General features: G+C 36.2%; 16 protein-coding genes and 1 other annotated feature. Of the genes, 10 read left to right on the forward strand and 6 right to left on the reverse strand.

The window, feature by feature from the left end:
- The 3 genes from J7E77_RS01525 to J7E77_RS01535 form a co-directional block, all read left to right on the forward strand.
- Nucleotides 1–698 (forward strand): transposase (locus tag J7E77_RS01525; RefSeq protein WP_214711916.1); only part of this gene is annotated, 698 nt, incomplete at its 5' end.
- A gap of 486 nt (nt 699–1,184) precedes the next feature.
- Nucleotides 1,185–1,403, forward strand: a binding site (T-box leader).
- A 49-nt stretch (nt 1,404–1,452) separates the two neighbouring features.
- The gene (locus J7E77_RS01530; protein WP_214711919.1) at nt 1,453–2,025 is read left to right on the forward strand and encodes a pyridoxamine 5'-phosphate oxidase family protein; all 573 of its coding nucleotides are present in this window, start codon (nt 1,453–1,455) and stop codon (nt 2,023–2,025) included.
- Nucleotides 2,026–2,505: 480 nt separating this feature from the next.
- On the forward strand, nt 2,506–2,844 hold the full coding sequence (locus tag J7E77_RS01535) for a YolD-like family protein (RefSeq protein ID WP_214711921.1): 339 nt from the start codon (nt 2,506–2,508) through the stop codon (nt 2,842–2,844).
- A 912-nt stretch (nt 2,845–3,756) separates the two neighbouring features.
- On the opposite strand, the gene J7E77_RS01540 is transcribed toward J7E77_RS01535, so the two are convergent.
- A complete protein-coding gene (locus J7E77_RS01540; protein ID WP_251027964.1) occupies nt 3,757–4,962 on the reverse strand; it encodes a TolB family protein in 1,206 nt (401 codons plus the stop codon).
- 33 nt (nt 4,963–4,995) lie between these two features.
- The gene (locus J7E77_RS01545; protein WP_214711922.1) at nt 4,996–5,781 is read right to left on the reverse strand and encodes a hypothetical protein; all 786 of its coding nucleotides are present in this window, start codon (nt 5,779–5,781) and stop codon (nt 4,996–4,998) included.
- A 529-nt stretch (nt 5,782–6,310) separates the two neighbouring features.
- Here J7E77_RS01545 and J7E77_RS01550 point away from each other — a divergent pair.
- Nucleotides 6,311–7,426 carry a mechanosensitive ion channel family protein gene (locus tag J7E77_RS01550; RefSeq protein ID WP_251027965.1) on the forward strand — a complete coding sequence of 372 codons (1,116 nt, stop codon included), beginning with the start codon at nt 6,311–6,313 and terminating at the stop codon, nt 7,424–7,426.
- A 121-nt stretch (nt 7,427–7,547) separates the two neighbouring features.
- Here the strand turns inward: J7E77_RS01550 and J7E77_RS01555 are convergent, their stop codons facing one another.
- A complete protein-coding gene (locus J7E77_RS01555; protein WP_214711923.1) occupies nt 7,548–8,027 on the reverse strand; it encodes a DUF3920 family protein in 480 nt (159 codons plus the stop codon).
- A gap of 724 nt (nt 8,028–8,751) precedes the next feature.
- Here J7E77_RS01555 and J7E77_RS01560 point away from each other — a divergent pair.
- From J7E77_RS01560 to J7E77_RS30345, 3 genes are all read left to right on the forward strand, one after another.
- Complete coding sequence (locus tag J7E77_RS01560; RefSeq protein WP_214711924.1) at nt 8,752–9,216, forward strand: Gmad2 immunoglobulin-like domain-containing protein; 465 nt, start codon at nt 8,752–8,754, stop codon at nt 9,214–9,216.
- A gap of 168 nt (nt 9,217–9,384) precedes the next feature.
- Nucleotides 9,385–9,774: a GNAT family N-acetyltransferase gene (locus tag J7E77_RS30340; protein ID WP_251027073.1), complete on the forward strand. Its 390-nt coding sequence runs from the start codon at nt 9,385–9,387 to the stop codon at nt 9,772–9,774.
- Nucleotides 9,775–9,781: 7 nt separating this feature from the next.
- On the forward strand, nt 9,782–10,201 hold the full coding sequence (locus tag J7E77_RS30345) for a GNAT family N-acetyltransferase (RefSeq protein ID WP_308160345.1): 420 nt from the start codon (nt 9,782–9,784) through the stop codon (nt 10,199–10,201).
- A gap of 86 nt (nt 10,202–10,287) precedes the next feature.
- Here J7E77_RS30345 and J7E77_RS01570 read toward each other — a convergent pair whose 3' ends face one another.
- Together J7E77_RS01570 and J7E77_RS31595 are read right to left on the reverse strand one after the other, a co-directional pair.
- Nucleotides 10,288–11,139, reverse strand: coding sequence for a two-component system sensor histidine kinase NtrB (locus J7E77_RS01570; RefSeq protein WP_251027966.1), 852 nt, complete (start codon nt 11,137–11,139; stop codon nt 10,288–10,290).
- Nucleotides 11,140–11,176: 37 nt separating this feature from the next.
- Nucleotides 11,177–11,335 (reverse strand): PAS domain-containing protein, encoded by a 159-nt coding sequence (locus J7E77_RS31595; protein ID WP_374102939.1) that lies wholly within the window; start codon nt 11,333–11,335, stop codon nt 11,177–11,179.
- A gap of 270 nt (nt 11,336–11,605) precedes the next feature.
- Here J7E77_RS31595 and J7E77_RS01575 point away from each other — a divergent pair, with 270 nt between their 5' ends.
- Complete coding sequence (locus tag J7E77_RS01575) at nt 11,606–12,598, forward strand: peptidoglycan recognition protein family protein (RefSeq protein WP_214711925.1); 993 nt, start codon at nt 11,606–11,608, stop codon at nt 12,596–12,598.
- Nucleotides 12,599–13,073: 475 nt separating this feature from the next.
- Here the strand turns inward: J7E77_RS01575 and J7E77_RS01580 are convergent, their stop codons facing one another.
- Nucleotides 13,074–14,177 carry a GerAB/ArcD/ProY family transporter gene (locus J7E77_RS01580; protein ID WP_214711926.1) on the reverse strand — a complete coding sequence of 368 codons (1,104 nt, stop codon included), beginning with the start codon at nt 14,175–14,177 and terminating at the stop codon, nt 13,074–13,076.
- Between the two features lie 138 nt (nt 14,178–14,315).
- On the opposite strand from J7E77_RS01580, the gene J7E77_RS01585 reads away from it, so the two are divergent.
- On the forward strand, nt 14,316–15,917 hold the full coding sequence (locus tag J7E77_RS01585) for a spore germination protein (RefSeq protein ID WP_214711927.1): 1,602 nt from the start codon (nt 14,316–14,318) through the stop codon (nt 15,915–15,917).
- A 28-nt stretch (nt 15,918–15,945) separates the two neighbouring features.
- Entirely contained in the window at nt 15,946–17,115 is a 1,170-nt protein-coding gene (locus tag J7E77_RS01590; protein ID WP_214711928.1) for a Ger(x)C family spore germination protein, read from the forward strand.
- The last annotated feature ends 72 nt before the right edge of the window (nt 17,116–17,187 follow it).

Consider the following 17,187-nt stretch of genomic DNA (forward strand, 5'->3'; position numbering starts at 1 on the left):
CGTGCAAAGGAGCCATCGCAACTCTTCGATTGTTTCCAACTCCTGCTGAAATATCTTCAATGGAGTCACTAGATGTCATGAGGGGATGGAAATCATTAATGAAAAGACAACCAGGACCTAAAAAAGCTCAATTACTGATCAATCTAGCAAAATGTTCTATTGGAACGGGACAAGCACTTGATGCTTATAAATTCCATCTAGAACAATTATTAGAAGAATATGACCTCTCTGTAAAACAACTCGAAAGAGTTGAACAACAAGTTACAGAAGTTCTCAACAATATTCCATTTGCAAAAAAACTACTTATGATTAAAGGAATAAGTGAAATTTCATTAGCTGGGATACTAGGTGAGTCAGGTGATCTAAGTGGATTCTCTCACGGAAACTCTCTATTACGTCATGCAGGATTACATCTAGCTGAAGCAAGTTCTGGCAAGTGGAAAGGTCAGATTGTTATTTCGAAGCGTGGAAGGTCGAGACTACGACGTTTCCTCTACTTAGCAACCATGAGCCTTGTGATGAATAACCCTGAATTTAAAGCCATGCATTCCTATAATGTGAAGGTTAAGAAGATAAAGAAAATGAAATCAATAATGAAACTGATCGGTAAACTAGCAAGGATTTTTGTAGGAATAGCACGACGAAACGAGTCTTACTGTCCAAATAAAATACAAGAATTAATCCCTTTAGCAGCTTAGAAATAAAACATTAGTTAATAAAATGTTTCAATTAAGATAGTCAACTTTAATTTTGAATGTTGTCTTATTCGTAGGATTTCAAATATGTACGGAGTACCAGGTTTCTTGAACAAAAGGGCACTGTGACCCATCAGGTTAGCATAACTGGCCTCCACCCCTTGGATAGGCATGACGAAGGAATGAGAGGGCAATTGACCCGTTGAGACATGGGAGGGAAAGCCTCCAGGGGCGGCGTGGAGATTTGCATTATATGGTAAAATATGGAGTGGTAGCTGACTCCTTTATTTAACTATGCCTTCACGAAGCCAAAATGATCTGATCTCATTTCAATGACCCGAAAATCCAATTACAAGGGTTATGAAATCCTGCGAATAAGTGAGCATTCAAGAGATACTCATATCAAACTGAGGGAGTTTAAGAAGAAATGGTAAAATATAGGTTGACTAATTTAATAACATAGTATAAAATTAGGAAAATTTAAAATGTTAAGACACAGAGACTGGGAGTATTAAGGAATGTTTATTGTTTAGAGAACTGTCGATTGGTGAAAGACAGTCAATAATAAATTCCCCAACTCGCCCACGAGTGTTAAGACTGATATGTAGGTCTTAACGGTTGACATCCGTAATCAGTTATAAAGTGGATTTGTTGTAACAGCAAATCAACAAGAGTGGTACCACGAAGGTAAAGCCTATCGTCTCTTATGAGATGTAGGCTTTTTTTGAACAATCGTTTAGACAAGGAGGAATATTTTATGGGAACAGTTTATTCATCAATACTTCCAATTCACGAAGAATTTATAAGAAAACAACGAATTTTTTTTGTTGGTTCAGCACCTTTATCAGCAGACGGGCAGGTTAACATTTCCCCAAAAGGTCATGATGTACTGCGGATATTTTCACCAACTGAGGTCGCTTATTTAGATTTAACTGGTAGTGGAAATGAAACAAGTGCACATTTAAAGGATAACGGTAGAATAACGTTTATGTTCTTAGCTTTTGAAGGTCCCCCGATGATATTACGCCTTTATGGAAGAGGTAAAGTGGTATTACCAGGTACCTCTGAATGGGATGAAATGGCTAATCATTTTGACATCCTTCCTGGTGCAAGGCAAATTATTTATGCAAAGATTGAAACAGTAAAAACGTCATGTGGATTTAGTGTACCATATTATTCATACAGTGGTGATCGAGATACGCTTCAACAGTGGGCTACCAATAAAAGCGAACAAGAGTTAGAAGAATATCGTAAAAAGAAAAATTCTATAAGTATGGATGGGATAGTTACACCAATAGGAGAAAGTATAGCTAACTTTAATAAAGTGTAAATAGTTCTTGTTGATTTAACGGGTGCTTTAGTGTAATAAAGGGTTGCTTTTGCAGCCTTTTTTTCTTGTTCCACTATCCTGAAAATAAAAACTGCAGTGGGGGATTTTAGGCAATACGAAACTAGACCCATTAAAATCCGTTAAAAATTTTGCTGTACTAACGTGGGCTCAAGTTAATGATGTGATCGCTGCGTCGGTCTTTTTCTTGCTATTGTAATGTTAAACACAATGCTAAAAAGGGTGTTAATAGGGTGCTCATTCGATTGTTATTTTAACTTTATTTCTTATTTTGCATGTCAAAACGGAACTCGTAAGGCTACAAGAGTAGCTCTTTTTTATTTTGAAGGTAAATTTGTGAAGAGATTCACACTAACGGGTGCTTTACTTGAATGAGTTAAATTTAGGACCTAAATTGGTCCTATTTATTTTTGTGTATTTACAGATCGTTTGTTCGCATATAATGATTACGAGGTGAGTTATATGGCAATACGAGACCGCGGTAAAAAGAAATGGCAGTTTGCGTTTGGAATGCCGGAGTTAATTAAGGCACAGCGAGAGCTATGGACCGACCAGGAGCGAATTATAAAGCCAATGATTGATGAATACGAGAAGGAAGAGTTTGACCAACGTATCTGCTATGCGATGGAGTACAACCTGTCGATAAAGATAACGATATGGTCTAACGGCTTTACATCAGATATAACCGGTCGCATTCATAACGTAGATCCCATATCGTACCAACTTCGGATTGAACTACTGGGAGGCGAGTTTCGGCGGATTAATTTCGAGGATGTTATAGGAGTGTCAGTCGTTGATTAAATGTGGCTCAAATTATCAAACTATAATGAAACCTTTTTCTGGAAAAATTCGTATAAAATAAAGCAGATATTAAAAGGGGATGTCTTTCTCAGAACTGGCTGCGATAAAAGGGCAGCCTTTTTGTTAATATGCTAACGGAACAGAATAGTTGTTGAACAAGAAAAACTACCTCGATATTATCAGATTTGAGAAAAAGGATGAAACAAAGGGGTGCAGAAGATGAAAAAAGCAATAAAATGGATTATATTAATCATTGGAGCTTTATTTGGAGCAGTAGCGTGGAATTCCAATGAAAAAGATGAACAATAATGAATTAATCCGCAAACTTTAAAACATTGAATCAGCTTAGTACGAAATACGAATAAAAATGTGACACATCATTATAATCAAGTGAAGCCAAAAGACAAGCTGAGCACCTTTTTTCTTGTTACGCTAACGGGGCAGGTTTGTTTAAAAAGTGTTCACAGTAATTGGTATTTTATTGTATAATTGGAATTATAAAACCATAGGAGGGAAGTATAGGATATTAAATACATTAGTACCTATATCAATATTAGCTGGTCTTGTTGTTTTTGGATTCCTAATGGTTAAGTTAGTTAAATTGTTAAAAAACTAAAGGGAGTAACGGATAGATTGTTCAAAATGAACAGTCTTTTTTACACCTAACATAAAATTTGTGAAGAATTAAACTTAAAGTAACGGGTGCTTTATCTGAAGAGCACTATTAAATGGTTGGTCTACGCAACAATCAATCCTATTCTTAGGAAGTATGGAAAAGCAAATTTATGTATAAAAGCGCCTAAATTGACGCTGTTTTATTTTACATATTAATAAAGAATAAAATAAACAATTACATTTTTGAAGGCGGGATTCATAAACCACCTTCATAAAACTTAATCGCATCCACGTTTTTTATCCATAGTTTTGCTTCTGTCCCATTAGTATTTGCCCTCCAAAGGTTTCTGATGTTATTTGTAATGGTGGTTTTTCTAATCCAAACAATCTTATCAATCGACTTAACGTATAAAGGCTCGTAATCACCATATCCTTTAGGCGGTTCTGTGATTTTTTGTTGTTTATTTGCCTTAGTATCAATGAAATAAAGGGAAGGTATCGGATGTTTGCCAAAATCATTGGACCATTCTGCTTCCTTGCTTCTTGACGAAACAATTGCGTTGTCAGTAATCCAATCGAAATTAAGATCAATGTAGTTTTCTGGTGTGAATTTTGTTGATGCAGGCATACCTCTATTTTTAAATCCTTATTCTTAAACCCAAAAACAATTCTTCCGCCGCCGGCAATATAGGCAATGGTATCGTTTGAGGGAGCCCATTTTGGTTGTCCAACCTGAAGAATAAGTTCATCTAATACCTTAAAATTCTTGCCGTCACTTGATATGACACATAGCATATTACTATCCATTGAACAGGAAGCTGTGGGTGAAACGATAAATGAAATCCACTTTCTACTTGGTGAATAGTTAAAATCGTATACATATACCGCAATGATTTTGTTATTCTTATTTGTTCCAATTTCTCTTGGAAGGGTAAAAAAATGATCAACCCCGTCAAATAGGACAACATCTTTATAGTTATCCCCGACTTTTTTCAAGAAAAGAATGGCACTTGTCCAGCCGTCCGGTCGAAGAGTGCCTGCTGCTGAAAGCAAAAACCCGTTCCCATCTGGCAGCCATGTATAACCATGAACGCCGGTTGCGATATTATAGAACCGTGTGAAATCAGATATATTTAATATACCTTCTTGATTAAAGGCAATTATATTTTTCTTTGGTGACCATGATGGGTCATTTCCATCATAAAATATTTTCTTTTTTTCTCCTGTTTGAATTTTGTAAGCCCAAATCTCATGCTGAAATTCATTATCCTTATGTTCTGCTAGCGCTTCGTTTCGATACAACAGCCATTGTCCGTCTTTTGACCATTTTGGTTGACCGAAGACTCTCCCAGTGGTTGTGATTTGTTTTTCCTTGTTGTTGATAAACGTCCAAAGATTCCCGTCCCTGATAAAAGCTGCTTTGACATCTTTATCATTCTCCGCAAACGAAGGTATTGGATAAAGTAACAACATAAAAAATGTTATCAGTAGAACCCTTTTCATCGTGCAGGATCCCTCCAAGAAATAGCGCTGTCGTCATTTTGGTGGAAACATCGAATTTACGACCTTTACTAAATCACTTTTAGATGGTTTATAATTGGTACTGTCACCGATCAACTTTACGTTGTACTGGATATTATCGATTAACAAGATTAATTCATATCCCTCGGGTAATTCCCCGATAAAACCTTTGTAGCCTTTGTGAAGCGTTATTGGTTTATACATGTTCCCTTTCGGCAAAATGATTTCGCCTGCGGTTGGCTCTGCTTGTATTTTCACTACACAGGGCGTTTTCACATTCTTATAATATAAAGTAATTTTCTCGCCAGAAATCTTCCCGCTCACATCCGTAATCTTAAAGGGAAAATAACCAGGTCCATATATTTGTTTATTAAATTTTTCTTTGTATTCTTTCGTCAGGATGAGTTCGTTCATTAGCGGATTGGCTTCATCTGATATGACTTTAATTTTAGAGATCCTGTCACTTTTCATAGATACTTCCCATATGAAGGCAATTCTTTGACATCCCCCTATACAATCATCAAAAGAATCATCTCTAAAACTCCCAATTATGACATACGTGTTTTTACGCGGGGAAGGTAGGGTTTCAAGACCGTTGATTGGGGTATTTTCTCTGATTTCAGGGATTTTAACAGAAGGATCGATCAAAGAATTTAGCTTTGATTCGTCTTTGTCATGCAATGCCCTAGCAAAATGACGAAAAAATTCTCCTCTATAATTAGTTGATTCAGCTTTTATGAATTGCGGCGCAACAAAAGAAAATACAACAAGTAAAGATAAGATTAATATCTTTATTTTCACATCTATCATCTCCTAACTTTAGTGTCCCCAATTCTGTTTTTAGTATGTTTTATCTGTTCTTAACAAGATGATTTATAACATTTTCCCGATTGGTACCATGGAAAATATGAATCTGCTTTTATTATGTTGATATGAAAAGTAAGCAGACGGTGATAGTGTCCTCGCTCTTATCAACTGTGAATCTTGGACCTAAATGATTCCGGCAAAAAAATAAGACCCTTGAATCAGCCCTAACAAGTTGTATGAACCCCGTTTAGAATAGTAACATATGTCCCCGTTTTGTAGTTTGTATAATTTCTTACAGATGATTAGACCCTTCCTTTTTCACCTCTCACCATTTTCTGAAGCAGAATTATTTCTATAATCTAAGACTTTTGTTGTATTCAAATATCTAGTTTGAAAAGTTATTATATGAGGATGTAATAATTTCAAAAGCGGTGTTCGTGGTCTTGTTTTTCCACGTAACATCAAGTTTTCTATCAATTGTGGTGCTAAAAAATTATCGTAAAAAGAGAGAGGGTATATTAGAATGTCTTTTGGTTCATTTGTCATGGCTTTTTCAATGGCGGGGATAGACTATGACATGTTAAAAAATTTAGGAATTTCTATAGGTATTTTGGTTTTATTTATTCTTTTTAGAAACTTATTTACAAAGTATGTGTTTCAGTTGATTTTAAAATTGTCTAGAAAAACACCGACTGATTTTTTCACAAAAATTTGTTTAGGGTTTGAACGTCCTTTAGGATGGTTCTTTATTATTGTAGGTTTGTATTTAGCAATGGATTATTTCCCATTTATAGAACAACATAATGCGTTATTTTTAAAATTTTTACGTTCCATGGTGATTGTTTTAATTACATGGGGATTGTTTAATTTGTCATCTCCTACTACGGGGATCTTAATAAGTGTTAATCAAAAGATCAATAATAAGATTGATTTAATTCTTTTACCGTTTATATCAAGAACGATCCGTGTCATCATTATTGCAATCAGTATAAGCATTATTGGCCAGGAATTTGATTATGATGTAAATGGATTGGTGGCGGGCCTTGGGTTAGGGGGTCTGGCATTTGCTTTAGCTGCAAAAGAAGCGGTTGGAAATCTAATTGGTGGAATCGTGATTGTAACAGAAAAACCTTTTTCCATTGGAGATTGGATTTTAACACCTAGCGTCGAAGGTATAGTAGAAGATATTAATTTCAGAAGTACTAAAATTCGCACTTTTAGTCAAGCTCTAGTTACAGTTCCCAATGCGACACTTGCAAACGAAGCCATTACCAATTGGAGTCGTATGGGGAAAAGACGAATCTCTTTCCACCTAGGACTTAACTATCAAACCACTAAAGACCAAATTCAAAGAGTCGTTAAACGGATTGAACAGTTGTTGAGAACTCATGAAGAGATCCATCCGGATACGATTATGGTCGCATTCGATCATTATAATGAGAGTAGTCTCGATATTCTTATATATTTTTTCACGAATTCTACTGTTTGGGCAGAACACGTTAAAATTAAACATGAAATCAATTTAGAAATCATGGGGATATTAGAGGAAGAGGGAGTGGAAGTTGCTTTTCCAAGTCGAACCATTTACGTCACTCCACAATCAAATGAATTATTACAAACAATGGGTTCTTTTGATTGAAATTAGTTTAGTTGTTCCAAAGTAAAACAAAGTTTTTGAGTTTTGCCAACTCGAAACAAAAAAATATAACCAGAAAAGGATTAATCTCCCCTGAGTGGAATGATTCCTTTTTTTGAACTGATTATAAGTCAACTTTTTTATATGATTCAGATGCTAGATATTCATTTGTTTTTTCTTTAGCAAATTGGAAGGCATCAATTTCAGTCGTTCGTTCTAGATAAGGTAATTTTTTATCCCATTCAAAATGATGTCTAAAATCAGGATTGAAGTCTTGCATAACATGACGAAATTCATGAAAAAGAGTCTCAATTAATGGGATATATTCACTGAAGCGAAAAATAAAGATAATCTTTAATTCTCTCCAATAAATACCTGAAGCGAATCGTAAATATTCATCTTCTTCATCCCCTAAGTCACAAATGATTTTATTCGCTTGACGAATAGAACAAAAAATAACTGGAATATTAAAATTTGAGTCTAAGTATTTAAAAATAGTATTGTATAATGTTTTGATGTCCCAATAAAATTCATCATCCAGCACATACCAATTTTTATATTGGTGAAAAATAATGCGTTTTTGTAGAACTTGACTTAAAGACATGCATAAAAACCTCCAATACATTTTTATCAATTATTCTTATATTAAAAACATTTTTCCTGAGAGTAGACTTAAAACCACAATAGGCTTCAATCTATTGTGGTTTTAAGATTTTTCGTAAACTTTAGTCTCATCATTTACAAAATTTATAAAATTTAAACGCAATGCTTAATGAAAAAAAATCCTCCTAAATTTTCTTCCTCTTTTTACATATTAGTATTTTTAATGTGGTTGAATTGACAAATTCTAATGATGACGCGATTCCAATGTTCCGAAGAAACAGTAAATATGTCGAACTAGGTTGGATAGATTTATTCCTGTAATAATATATTTATACTATTTTTAAAAATACTTTATACCTCTGATATCTAGTTTTTTTAAATACTATTTTTTCTCAATGATAACGAATAAAACACCAGTAAGAATTAGCATGGAGCTTATCCAAAACGTTACACCTATATTCTCCAGTCAGGTTATAAAAATTACGATTTTAATTTGATATTCATCCCACTTAATAAAATCAACCCAATTCATTACAGTAGGTTGGCCTAATGTCTGGCAGCCTGTTAGGACAAACATTACTAAAATACAGACTTATTGATTTCCTTATTTTCCCACATCGATGATATAGACGAATTCTAAAACTTTTGGTTTCGATTTTTCAAAACATGGATTATAGGAAAAGAAATAAAATATAATAAGTTAAAAGAAAAATAGGTGGGATAAAATGATGAAAAAAATTGCTTATTTGTTCGCGATGATAATAGCTGCAATCAGTTTAGCCGCTTGCAACCAACAACAAGATGTGGTGAAAGAAAAACCACCTGTAACTGAACCAAAGGGAGAAAATCCATCCAAACCTGAAGAGCCTGTTACACCTGAACCAGAGCAAAAAGTGTATCAAAATGAAGTGTTTAAAGATGTTGTCGTCACGGAAACTTTAGATACACTCACAATAACCGGAAAAGCTCAAGTATTTGAAGGGGTGTTTCAATATGCTCTTTACGATGGAGAGAAAGTGGTCAAAGAAAGTAATTACCAAACAGCGGGTGCACCTGCCTGGGGGGAATTTGAAATTACTTTCGAAAAAGGGTTAGTATCTTCTAATAATGCTAAATTTGAATTATTTGTTTACTCAGCAAAAGATGGATCAAAAATAAATACGTTAGAAATCCCAATTTCAAAGCCTTAATTACCTAAATGTAAGTATTTTAGAAAACCTCATCATAACTGAACACTTTTTTCAATTGAACTATTTGGCATGCAAATTACCTAAAATGTATTTTGTTTTTTTGAAAAGAAGGAAAGACACGGCATGGTCAAGAATAGGAATAGGTGAATATGAACAGAGGTGAATTGAATGCTAATAAAGGAAGAATTGATTGAAATAAAAGCACTTCAAGAGGTTTGTGAAAAAGAGGGAGGATTTCAGCTCAAGCTGAATTTTGATATGCTTGAAAATCGAATCGGGAATAAAAAGGAAGACTTCTTCCATTATGAAGATGGCAGGCTTGTCGGTTTTCTTGGATGCTATGGTTTTGGAGAGAAAGTGGAGCTTTGCGGGATGGTGCACCCGGATTATCGAAGGAAAGGGTTATTTTCTAAGTTGCTGGAAATGGGACTTGGAGAAGCGAAAAAACGTTTTATCACTGTTCTGTTAAATGCTCCAACAGACTCACTATCTGCCAAGCAGTTTTTAAAGAATATTCCGTGTGTATTTTCGTTTGCAGAATATCAAGCAGGAAACTGAATTGTCTGTGGATCCCAATATAACCTTAAGGAAGTCCTTTACAAATGAGGATTGGGAAGCAGAAATTCGACTCGAAGTCTTGGGATTTGGATTGAATGAAAATGCAGCAAGGGAGTTTAATCAGTTGATTCGGGAGAACAGCAGGGATTCACGTTTACTTATTGAAGTAGAAGGAAAAACTTCTGGAAAAATGCGTGTTTCCGAATCCAATGGAGAAGCATGGATTTATGGTTTTGCTGTTTTTCCAGAGCTTCAGGGAAAAGGGATTGGGAGAAACGCTTTATCAAGAGTGGTAAAAATGGAACATCAAAAAGGGCTGCCTATTTTTCTAGAGGTTGAGGCCAAAAATTCCCATGCCCTTAGGCTCTATGAATCATGTGGATTTAGAAGTTACCATTCCCAGGATTACTATAAATATCTTGATTAATTTCAAGTACTGTGAGGGAGTAGCTTGGCGATTGCCAAGCTATTTTTTTAATAAGGTATTAAATAGAGCCAAAATCATAAAAAATCTTAGGTCCTTTTAACTGGAAGTTGAATATGGAAGGTTGTGCCTTTTCCAACCACACTTTGTACCGAAATATTTCCTCCATGCTCATGTACCGTTGTAAACACTTGAGTCAATCCAAGTCCTGTTCCATCTGGTTTACTAAAATAAAAAGGTGTTCCTAATAGGACCAACTTTTCTTCAGGAATACCTTGACCTGTATCACTCACCTTAATATGGATCCATCCGCCATGATAATAATGTTCAATTTTAATTTTACCATCGTCAATTATTGCTTCAATTGCATTCTTGATCAGATTGAAAAAAGATTTTAAGAGTAAATTTTTCTTTCCATAAAATCTCTTATCAGAATCCTTTAAGTCCATTTCAACCTCAACGGAATATAGTTTTTCTTGGAATAAAAGCAAGATAGAATTTAACTCTTTACATACGTCAATCAATATAAGAGGTTCATCTTGTAAGTCGGGTTTGGATACCTGCAATAAATTTTGTAGTGTTTGAAATGCTTTTTCTAATTCGCTTTCCATCGTATCTAAATAAGGATGATTATTAGATTCTTTAATTAATTGTAAAAATCCCTTTACTGCCGTTAAGGGGTTTTTAACTTCATGAACAATCCCAGCTGCTAATTGACCAAGTGAAGCTAATTTTTCTCGATCCTTCAACCGTTTCTCTGCAATTTTCCTCTTGGTAATGTCTTGAATAATAACCTGAGCCAATACATTATTTTCAAAATAAAACGGTATGGTCATTATTTCAACCTCTGCAACTTCCCCATGATTTTTAATAATTTTTATATCCATTTCTTTAATGATTTCTTGTTTTTCGATAACCCTGGTTAATCCTTCATAGAACATATCATGAAGATCGGGAGGAAGGAATTGGCTTATTTTTTTATTTATTTAATATTTGATCTGGAGATGTAAGATTTAATAAGCGTAAACCAGCCAGGTTACAGTAGAGGATCGTTCGATCTTCACAAACAATCAATATCGAGTTAAGGGAATTCTCTACTAATTGGTGAAAGTCTAAATTATCTATTGTTAGATTCAATTAAATCCCCACTTTATATCTCTTTTTGTCAGCAATTAGTTTATCAATAAAGTTGCTAAACTTAAATACCAATTTATGTATTCAATCGTGTAGAAACCGCTAAAAAACAAAATGTTCACAAAATCGACATAATTATTTGAAGGTAGTACAAAATAAAAGTTAAAAGTTAGAGAGAATACCATGCGAGTATGCTTTTTTTTATGCTATTTTATTTCACGTTCCTTTTAAGTTTGCAAAATAAAACGGATTTACTTTGAAAGGATATGTAAAATGAAACATAATTTTGTCATTGTCATTGGTTTGATTGTATTCATGCTTGTTCATCCATTTCCTGCTCAGGCTGCTGGTAATAAACCTAGTAATATTTATTTGGTAAAATCAGGGGATACTTTACCTGGAATAGCAAATAGATATAACACTTCTGTTAATGATCTCAAGGTAACCAATGGATTGCAATCCAATTCATTATTAGTGGGTCAGAAGTTGTGGGTTCCAACCATGTATGAAGTGGTTGCCGGAGATACCCTGAGGGGAATTTCATCAGCCTTTCATTCTACAGTCGACAGTATAAAAGCAAACAATCAACTTTCATCTGAACACCTTTATATCGGGCAAGTATTAAAGATTCCTCCTAAAAAAATGACCATGCAAGGTCAGCATATCCTGATGACGAGGGAGGAATTTAGGGACTGGTTATTTAACGCTAGAATTAATAGGAAGGTAACTATCATTCAACAGCATCACACATGGTTACCGTCATATAAGCATTTTAATGGATCCAATCATTTTAGAATGTTGATGGGGATGGAAAATTTCCATAAGAGAAGAATGGGCTGGAGTAATATCGCTCAAAATATTACCACCTTTCCGGATGGAAAAGTAGCTGTTTCAAGGCCTTTTAACATAGCCCCCGAAGGCACTATTGGGCCCAAGGCTAATAAAACAGGGATTACCATCGAAAATGTTGGCAACTTTGATAAAGGTCATGATGTCATGACTACGGAACAGAAGGAAACTATTGTTTATATTACCGCCATGTTATCTATAAAATTCGGGTTAACTCCTTCCATTGATAGTATCACTTATCATCATTGGTGGAATTTGAGTACGAAGGAAAGAGTGCTAGATAGAGGGCCAGATTATAATGTAAAAACGTGCCCAGGGACTGGATTTTTCGGGGGGAATTCCACAAATAGTGCCAAAAACAATTTTTATCCCCTCGTGTCACGTAAGATGCAAGAAATTTTAGGGTCTAGGCATTAAACACAGTTCTAGGCATTAAACAAAGCTTTCATGACTCATATTCGGAGGCTGGTGGAAGCAGGTAAGATTCTAGGAATCGAGATCCTTGATTCTTAATTGTAAATGCCGATGCCGAATACTACAGCTTGAAAGCAGAAGGTAATATGGAAGATACGATGGAGAGGGGGGATTCTCCCCTTTCTTTGTTTTTTCAGCTAATCAGAATTTATAATCATAAATTCTGAACTCATAAGTGCAACTACTCCACTGTCTTCGCCCTACATGCTCGTCAGTGGCGAGTTTTCTTTATATGCGACAAAAGACTTTTTACTTATCGCTAAAATCTTTTCTTTTTTTTCTTAACCACGTTATGACCGATAAAATAATAGAAAGGAAAAAGAGGAACGCATATAATACCCAAGGATAATCAATGATTACCCTTGACTGCCATGGCCAGAGAAATTTTTCCATTTTTGATTCAACTCCTATTCATCGATCATCCACTTTTTTTCATTTGTGTAATGGATATTTGCTTACGAATGCATGCCACAATTAAAAGAAGAATTGGGAATATAATAAAAGGTAATAATCCTAAATTCCCAATGGCTTTATTAGAAGACCAATGTTCCGAGGTGCTTCTTGATATGTTCATTCCTAAATAAAGGACAATGGCTGCTGTAGGAAGAACGAGTACCCTGCTGTCACGAAGGTACAACAATTGCTGTATTCCTCGAATAACTCCATACATTTGTATCGTCACTTTAAAAAAGGCGGTTCCCATAAAATATAATATTCCCAACGCATCAAGGTTTTCAAGAAAGTCCGCAACAGAAATAACTTTGACTAACCTGTATAAAGGATAGACACTGGTTGAAAAGGTGCCTTCACCAAAGGTAAGAACAGCCAGTGCATCAAAAATTGAAAGAAGAATTCCGTAAGAAACCGTTGCTAAAAGAGTTGTTTTCATAATGCGTTTCGGATTTATCACTAATGTCCAGATCATGGCGAATTCAAGGGTTTCTCCAAATGATTGTTGGATGCCGCTCGGCCATACGGATTTCCAAATACGCCCCCATCCTCCTCCTAAAACCGGCTGCAAATTCTTGATATCGGTTATATCCGAGGCAAATATTAAGATGATCTCAAGGAAAAACAAAACTAAGATGACTGGTAAAATTAATTCTGCAAGCCGAGCTATAACCTCAATCCCACTATATAACGCATAAGTGATAGCAATCATAAATACGCTGAGTATAATCCAACTAGGCGTACCTGGCAAAATGGTGGTTGGGATGAGTTCCTTTATATCACCCAGCGTCCGACTTGAGTTATATAAAAAATGAAGCATATAAAACCAAGCAATTGGAGTGCCGAGCCATTGGCCAAACTGGGCAGGAAACCATTCAACAAGAGTCAATCCCGGCTGAAGTCGCACTAAAATGAGAAACATAATGATGAGGCATGTCCCGATTCCAGTACATATTAAGGTAGCTAGCCAAGCATCACTCCCGGCTACAGAAGCAAATCCAAATATCACCGACGAACCAATCTGAAATATTAAAGTAAGCATAAATAATTGGATGATTGAGATTCTCTCCATGGTTTTTTCACCTTCTAACCCATTTTTTGTTAGCTCATTCAGTATTAACATAAACAAAATTTTTGACTATATCCTCAAATTATTTTTATTTCTGGTTAAAATATGAAAAAGTTTGGAAATTGGAGGTGGTCAGAGGAAATGGGAACAATGAGATGGCAAGGGAAGAAGATTTCAAAATCGAATCAAAGTCAAAAGCAATGGTCATATAACCAGGAGGATAATTCCAACAGCTATCAACTAAAAGGTCATTTTCAGGATGATTTAAAACAGTTGAAAATGATTTTTGAACGATCTTCCGATATTGTTTTCCGTGAATTTCAGCTAGCTGGGATACAAAAAGGAGGTCTTATTTATTTAGATGGCATGGTGGATATACAGATGATTGATTCTGACGTGTTGAAACCATTATTGGATATTAGGAAAGGGACATCTCTTTCTGCAACAATACCATTGAAAAAAATGGACACTATTCTTCAGGATTCAGTCATTTATGTTTCACAGGTGAGTATCGGGACGACGATAAACGAAGTCGTGGATCATATTTTGAATGGGGACACCGTTCTATTATTGGATGGAGTAAATCAAGCCCTTTTTATCAGTGCTCAAGCTTGGGAAACGAGATCCGTCGAAGAGCCAGCGACGGAAGCGGTGATTCGGGGTCCAAGGGAAGGATTCACAGAAAACCTCAGAACCAACACCAGTCTTGTTCGGAGAAGGCTAAAAACGCCTCAACTCAAAATGGAATCCATGACTGTAGGGCGGTTATCAAATACGAAAATAGTCATAACCTATCTAGAGGATATTGTGGAGACATCACTCATAGCCGAGGTCAAGGAAAGAATCAGTCAAATCGATATCGATGCCATTTTAGATAGCGGATATATCGAAGAACTTATTCAGGACAATCCCTTATCCGTTTTCCCCCAAGTAAACAATACAGAACGTCCGGATAAAGTAGCTGCTTATTTATTGGAAGGGAAAATTGGGATTCTCATTGATAATACTCCCTTTGCTCTGCTCGTCCCGGTTAGTTTTTATGAAATGCTCCAATCGAGTGAGGATTACTATCAACATTTTATGGTTGCGACGGTAATCCGATGGCTTCGCTTCTTCATGTTGGCGGGCGCCTTGCTTTTACCTTCTCTTTATATTGCGATCACGTCCTTTCATCAAGAAATGCTTCCCACTACCTTATTACTGAGTGTGACTTCAAGCAGGGAAACTGTTCCTTTTCCAGCCTTAGTGGAAGCTTTAATAATGGAAATCTCATTCGAGGCATTGCGGGAAGCTGGTGTACGATTGCCACGGCCTGTTGGACAGGCGGTTAGTATTGTTGGAGCACTCGTGATTGGACAGGCAGCAGTACAGGCGGGAATTGTTTCCGCTTCAATGGTTATTATCGTTTCTATAACAGGTATATCTTCGTTTATTTTCCCAGTCTTTAGTCAGGGAGTCGCCATTCGTTTGCTCCGTTTTCCCATGATGATTTGTGCTGGGACACTTGGGTTGTACGGCATCTTGGTGGCAAGTTTGATTCTTTTAACTCATATGGCCCGGCTTCGCTCATTCGGTGTTCCTTATTTGTCTCCAGTGGCGCCACTGAATTTCTCCAGTCTTAAAGATACTTATGTACGTGCACCTTGGTGGAAAATGATAGATCGTTCCGATCAGACGGGGAAAAGGAATCGTAAACGAATGAATCATTCAATGCGTCCACGGCCGCCTCAACGGAGAAACTAGCGGATTCGTGGTTCGGAGAGGAAATATTATGAGAAAACTAGGAATTTTAGTCATAAACGGTATGATAATATTCTTGCTGACTGGCTGCTGGAGTCGGGTAGAGATCAATGATATTGCGATAGTAACGGCTACAGCCATTGATAAGATGAGTGACGGTAAAATCCGTGTATCGATCCAAGTTGCAATCCCAAAGCAGCTTGGTCCTGTAGGAGCCGGTGGTACTGGTAGTGAAAAGGAAACGACTATTCTTATTTCAGAGGCGGGGCAAAGCGTGATGGACGCCTACCGGAGACTTCAAGAAAAATTACCGCGTCGCATATTCTTTTCTCATAACAGGATTCTGATAATTGGGGAAAAGGCAGCAAGGGATGGGGTTTATCCAATTTTGGACTTCATTTCGAGAGTAAGAGAGTCACGTATGCGCAGTTTTATTTTATTTTCAAAGGGTGAAGCCGCACCACTTTTGAAACTAACTCCCACCATTGAGCGATACACTGCAGAAACCATTCGGGAAGAGGAGAAAGAAGGGGTTGGAGTAAGGGTCATGATAAAGGACTTTTTCAATGCGCTTACGACTGAAGGCATCTCCCCTGTCGCTGCTCAAGTCGCAATAAAACCAGAAGAAAATGGTGGGAAGTCTAAGCTGACTCCCGCCATTATTGGAACAGCTGTCTTTCGTAAAGATAAATTGGCAGGATGGATCAATGATAAGGATACACGGGGAGTGCTGTGGCTCCGTAATGAGATGGAGAAAGGAAATATCACGATAACGATACCGAGGGAAAAAGGAGGGGGGAAAATCAGTGTTCAGCTAATAAAAGGAAGGGCAAAGGTTAAACCAATCCTTATGCAAAGCAAGGTGAAAATGAACGTAAATATTCTTTCGGAAGTTGAATTGTTTGAAAATAGTTCCAAATTAGATTTAGGCAACCCTAAGGTTTTGCAATATGTTCAAACATTAATGGAAAAAGATGTCGAGGAAAGGTGTCGATTAGCACTCTATAAGGCGCAAATACAGTACCATTCTGATATATTTGGGTTTGGAAATGCTGTGTATCGTTCCCATCCAAGATCATGGAAAGAACAATATAAAAAAAAGTGGACCAAGGAATTTCCTAAACTCGAGGTCAGCGTAAACCCTCACGTTTCCATCGTTAGAACAGGGCTTCTCATAAAGTCCCCAGAAATGAAAGATTGAATGAAATAAATTTAGAACACTGCTATAATTAATTTCGTAACCCAATAAACAATGTTTGAAAAGTAAGGTCAA

The organism is Bacillus sp. ISL-77 (assembly GCF_018613105.1).

Coding starts and splice junctions, on each gene's coding strand:
- J7E77_RS01560 (WP_214711924.1), top strand. CDS start 8,752: ATGATGAAAAAAATTGCTTATTTGTTCGCGATGATAATAGCTGCAATC.
- J7E77_RS01575 (WP_214711925.1), top strand. CDS start 11,606: ATGAAACATAATTTTGTCATTGTCATTGGTTTGATTGTATTCATGCTT.
- J7E77_RS01590 (WP_214711928.1), top strand. CDS start 15,946: ATGAGAAAACTAGGAATTTTAGTCATAAACGGTATGATAATATTCTTG.
- J7E77_RS01580 (WP_214711926.1), bottom strand. CDS start 14,177: ATGGAGAGAATCTCAATCATCCAATTATTTATGCTTACTTTAATATTT.
- J7E77_RS30340 (WP_251027073.1), top strand. CDS start 9,385: ATGCTAATAAAGGAAGAATTGATTGAAATAAAAGCACTTCAAGAGGTT.
- J7E77_RS01540 (WP_251027964.1), bottom strand. CDS start 4,962: ATGAAAAGGGTTCTACTGATAACATTTTTTATGTTGTTACTTTATCCA.
- J7E77_RS01550 (WP_251027965.1), top strand. CDS start 6,311: ATGTCTTTTGGTTCATTTGTCATGGCTTTTTCAATGGCGGGGATAGAC.
- J7E77_RS01570 (WP_251027966.1), bottom strand. CDS start 11,139: ATGTTCTATGAAGGATTAACCAGGGTTATCGAAAAACAAGAAATCATT.
- J7E77_RS01585 (WP_214711927.1), top strand. CDS start 14,316: ATGGGAACAATGAGATGGCAAGGGAAGAAGATTTCAAAATCGAATCAA.
- J7E77_RS01530 (WP_214711919.1), top strand. CDS start 1,453: ATGGGAACAGTTTATTCATCAATACTTCCAATTCACGAAGAATTTATA.
- J7E77_RS01555 (WP_214711923.1), bottom strand. CDS start 8,027: ATGTCTTTAAGTCAAGTTCTACAAAAACGCATTATTTTTCACCAATAT.
- J7E77_RS01535 (WP_214711921.1), top strand. CDS start 2,506: ATGGCAATACGAGACCGCGGTAAAAAGAAATGGCAGTTTGCGTTTGGA.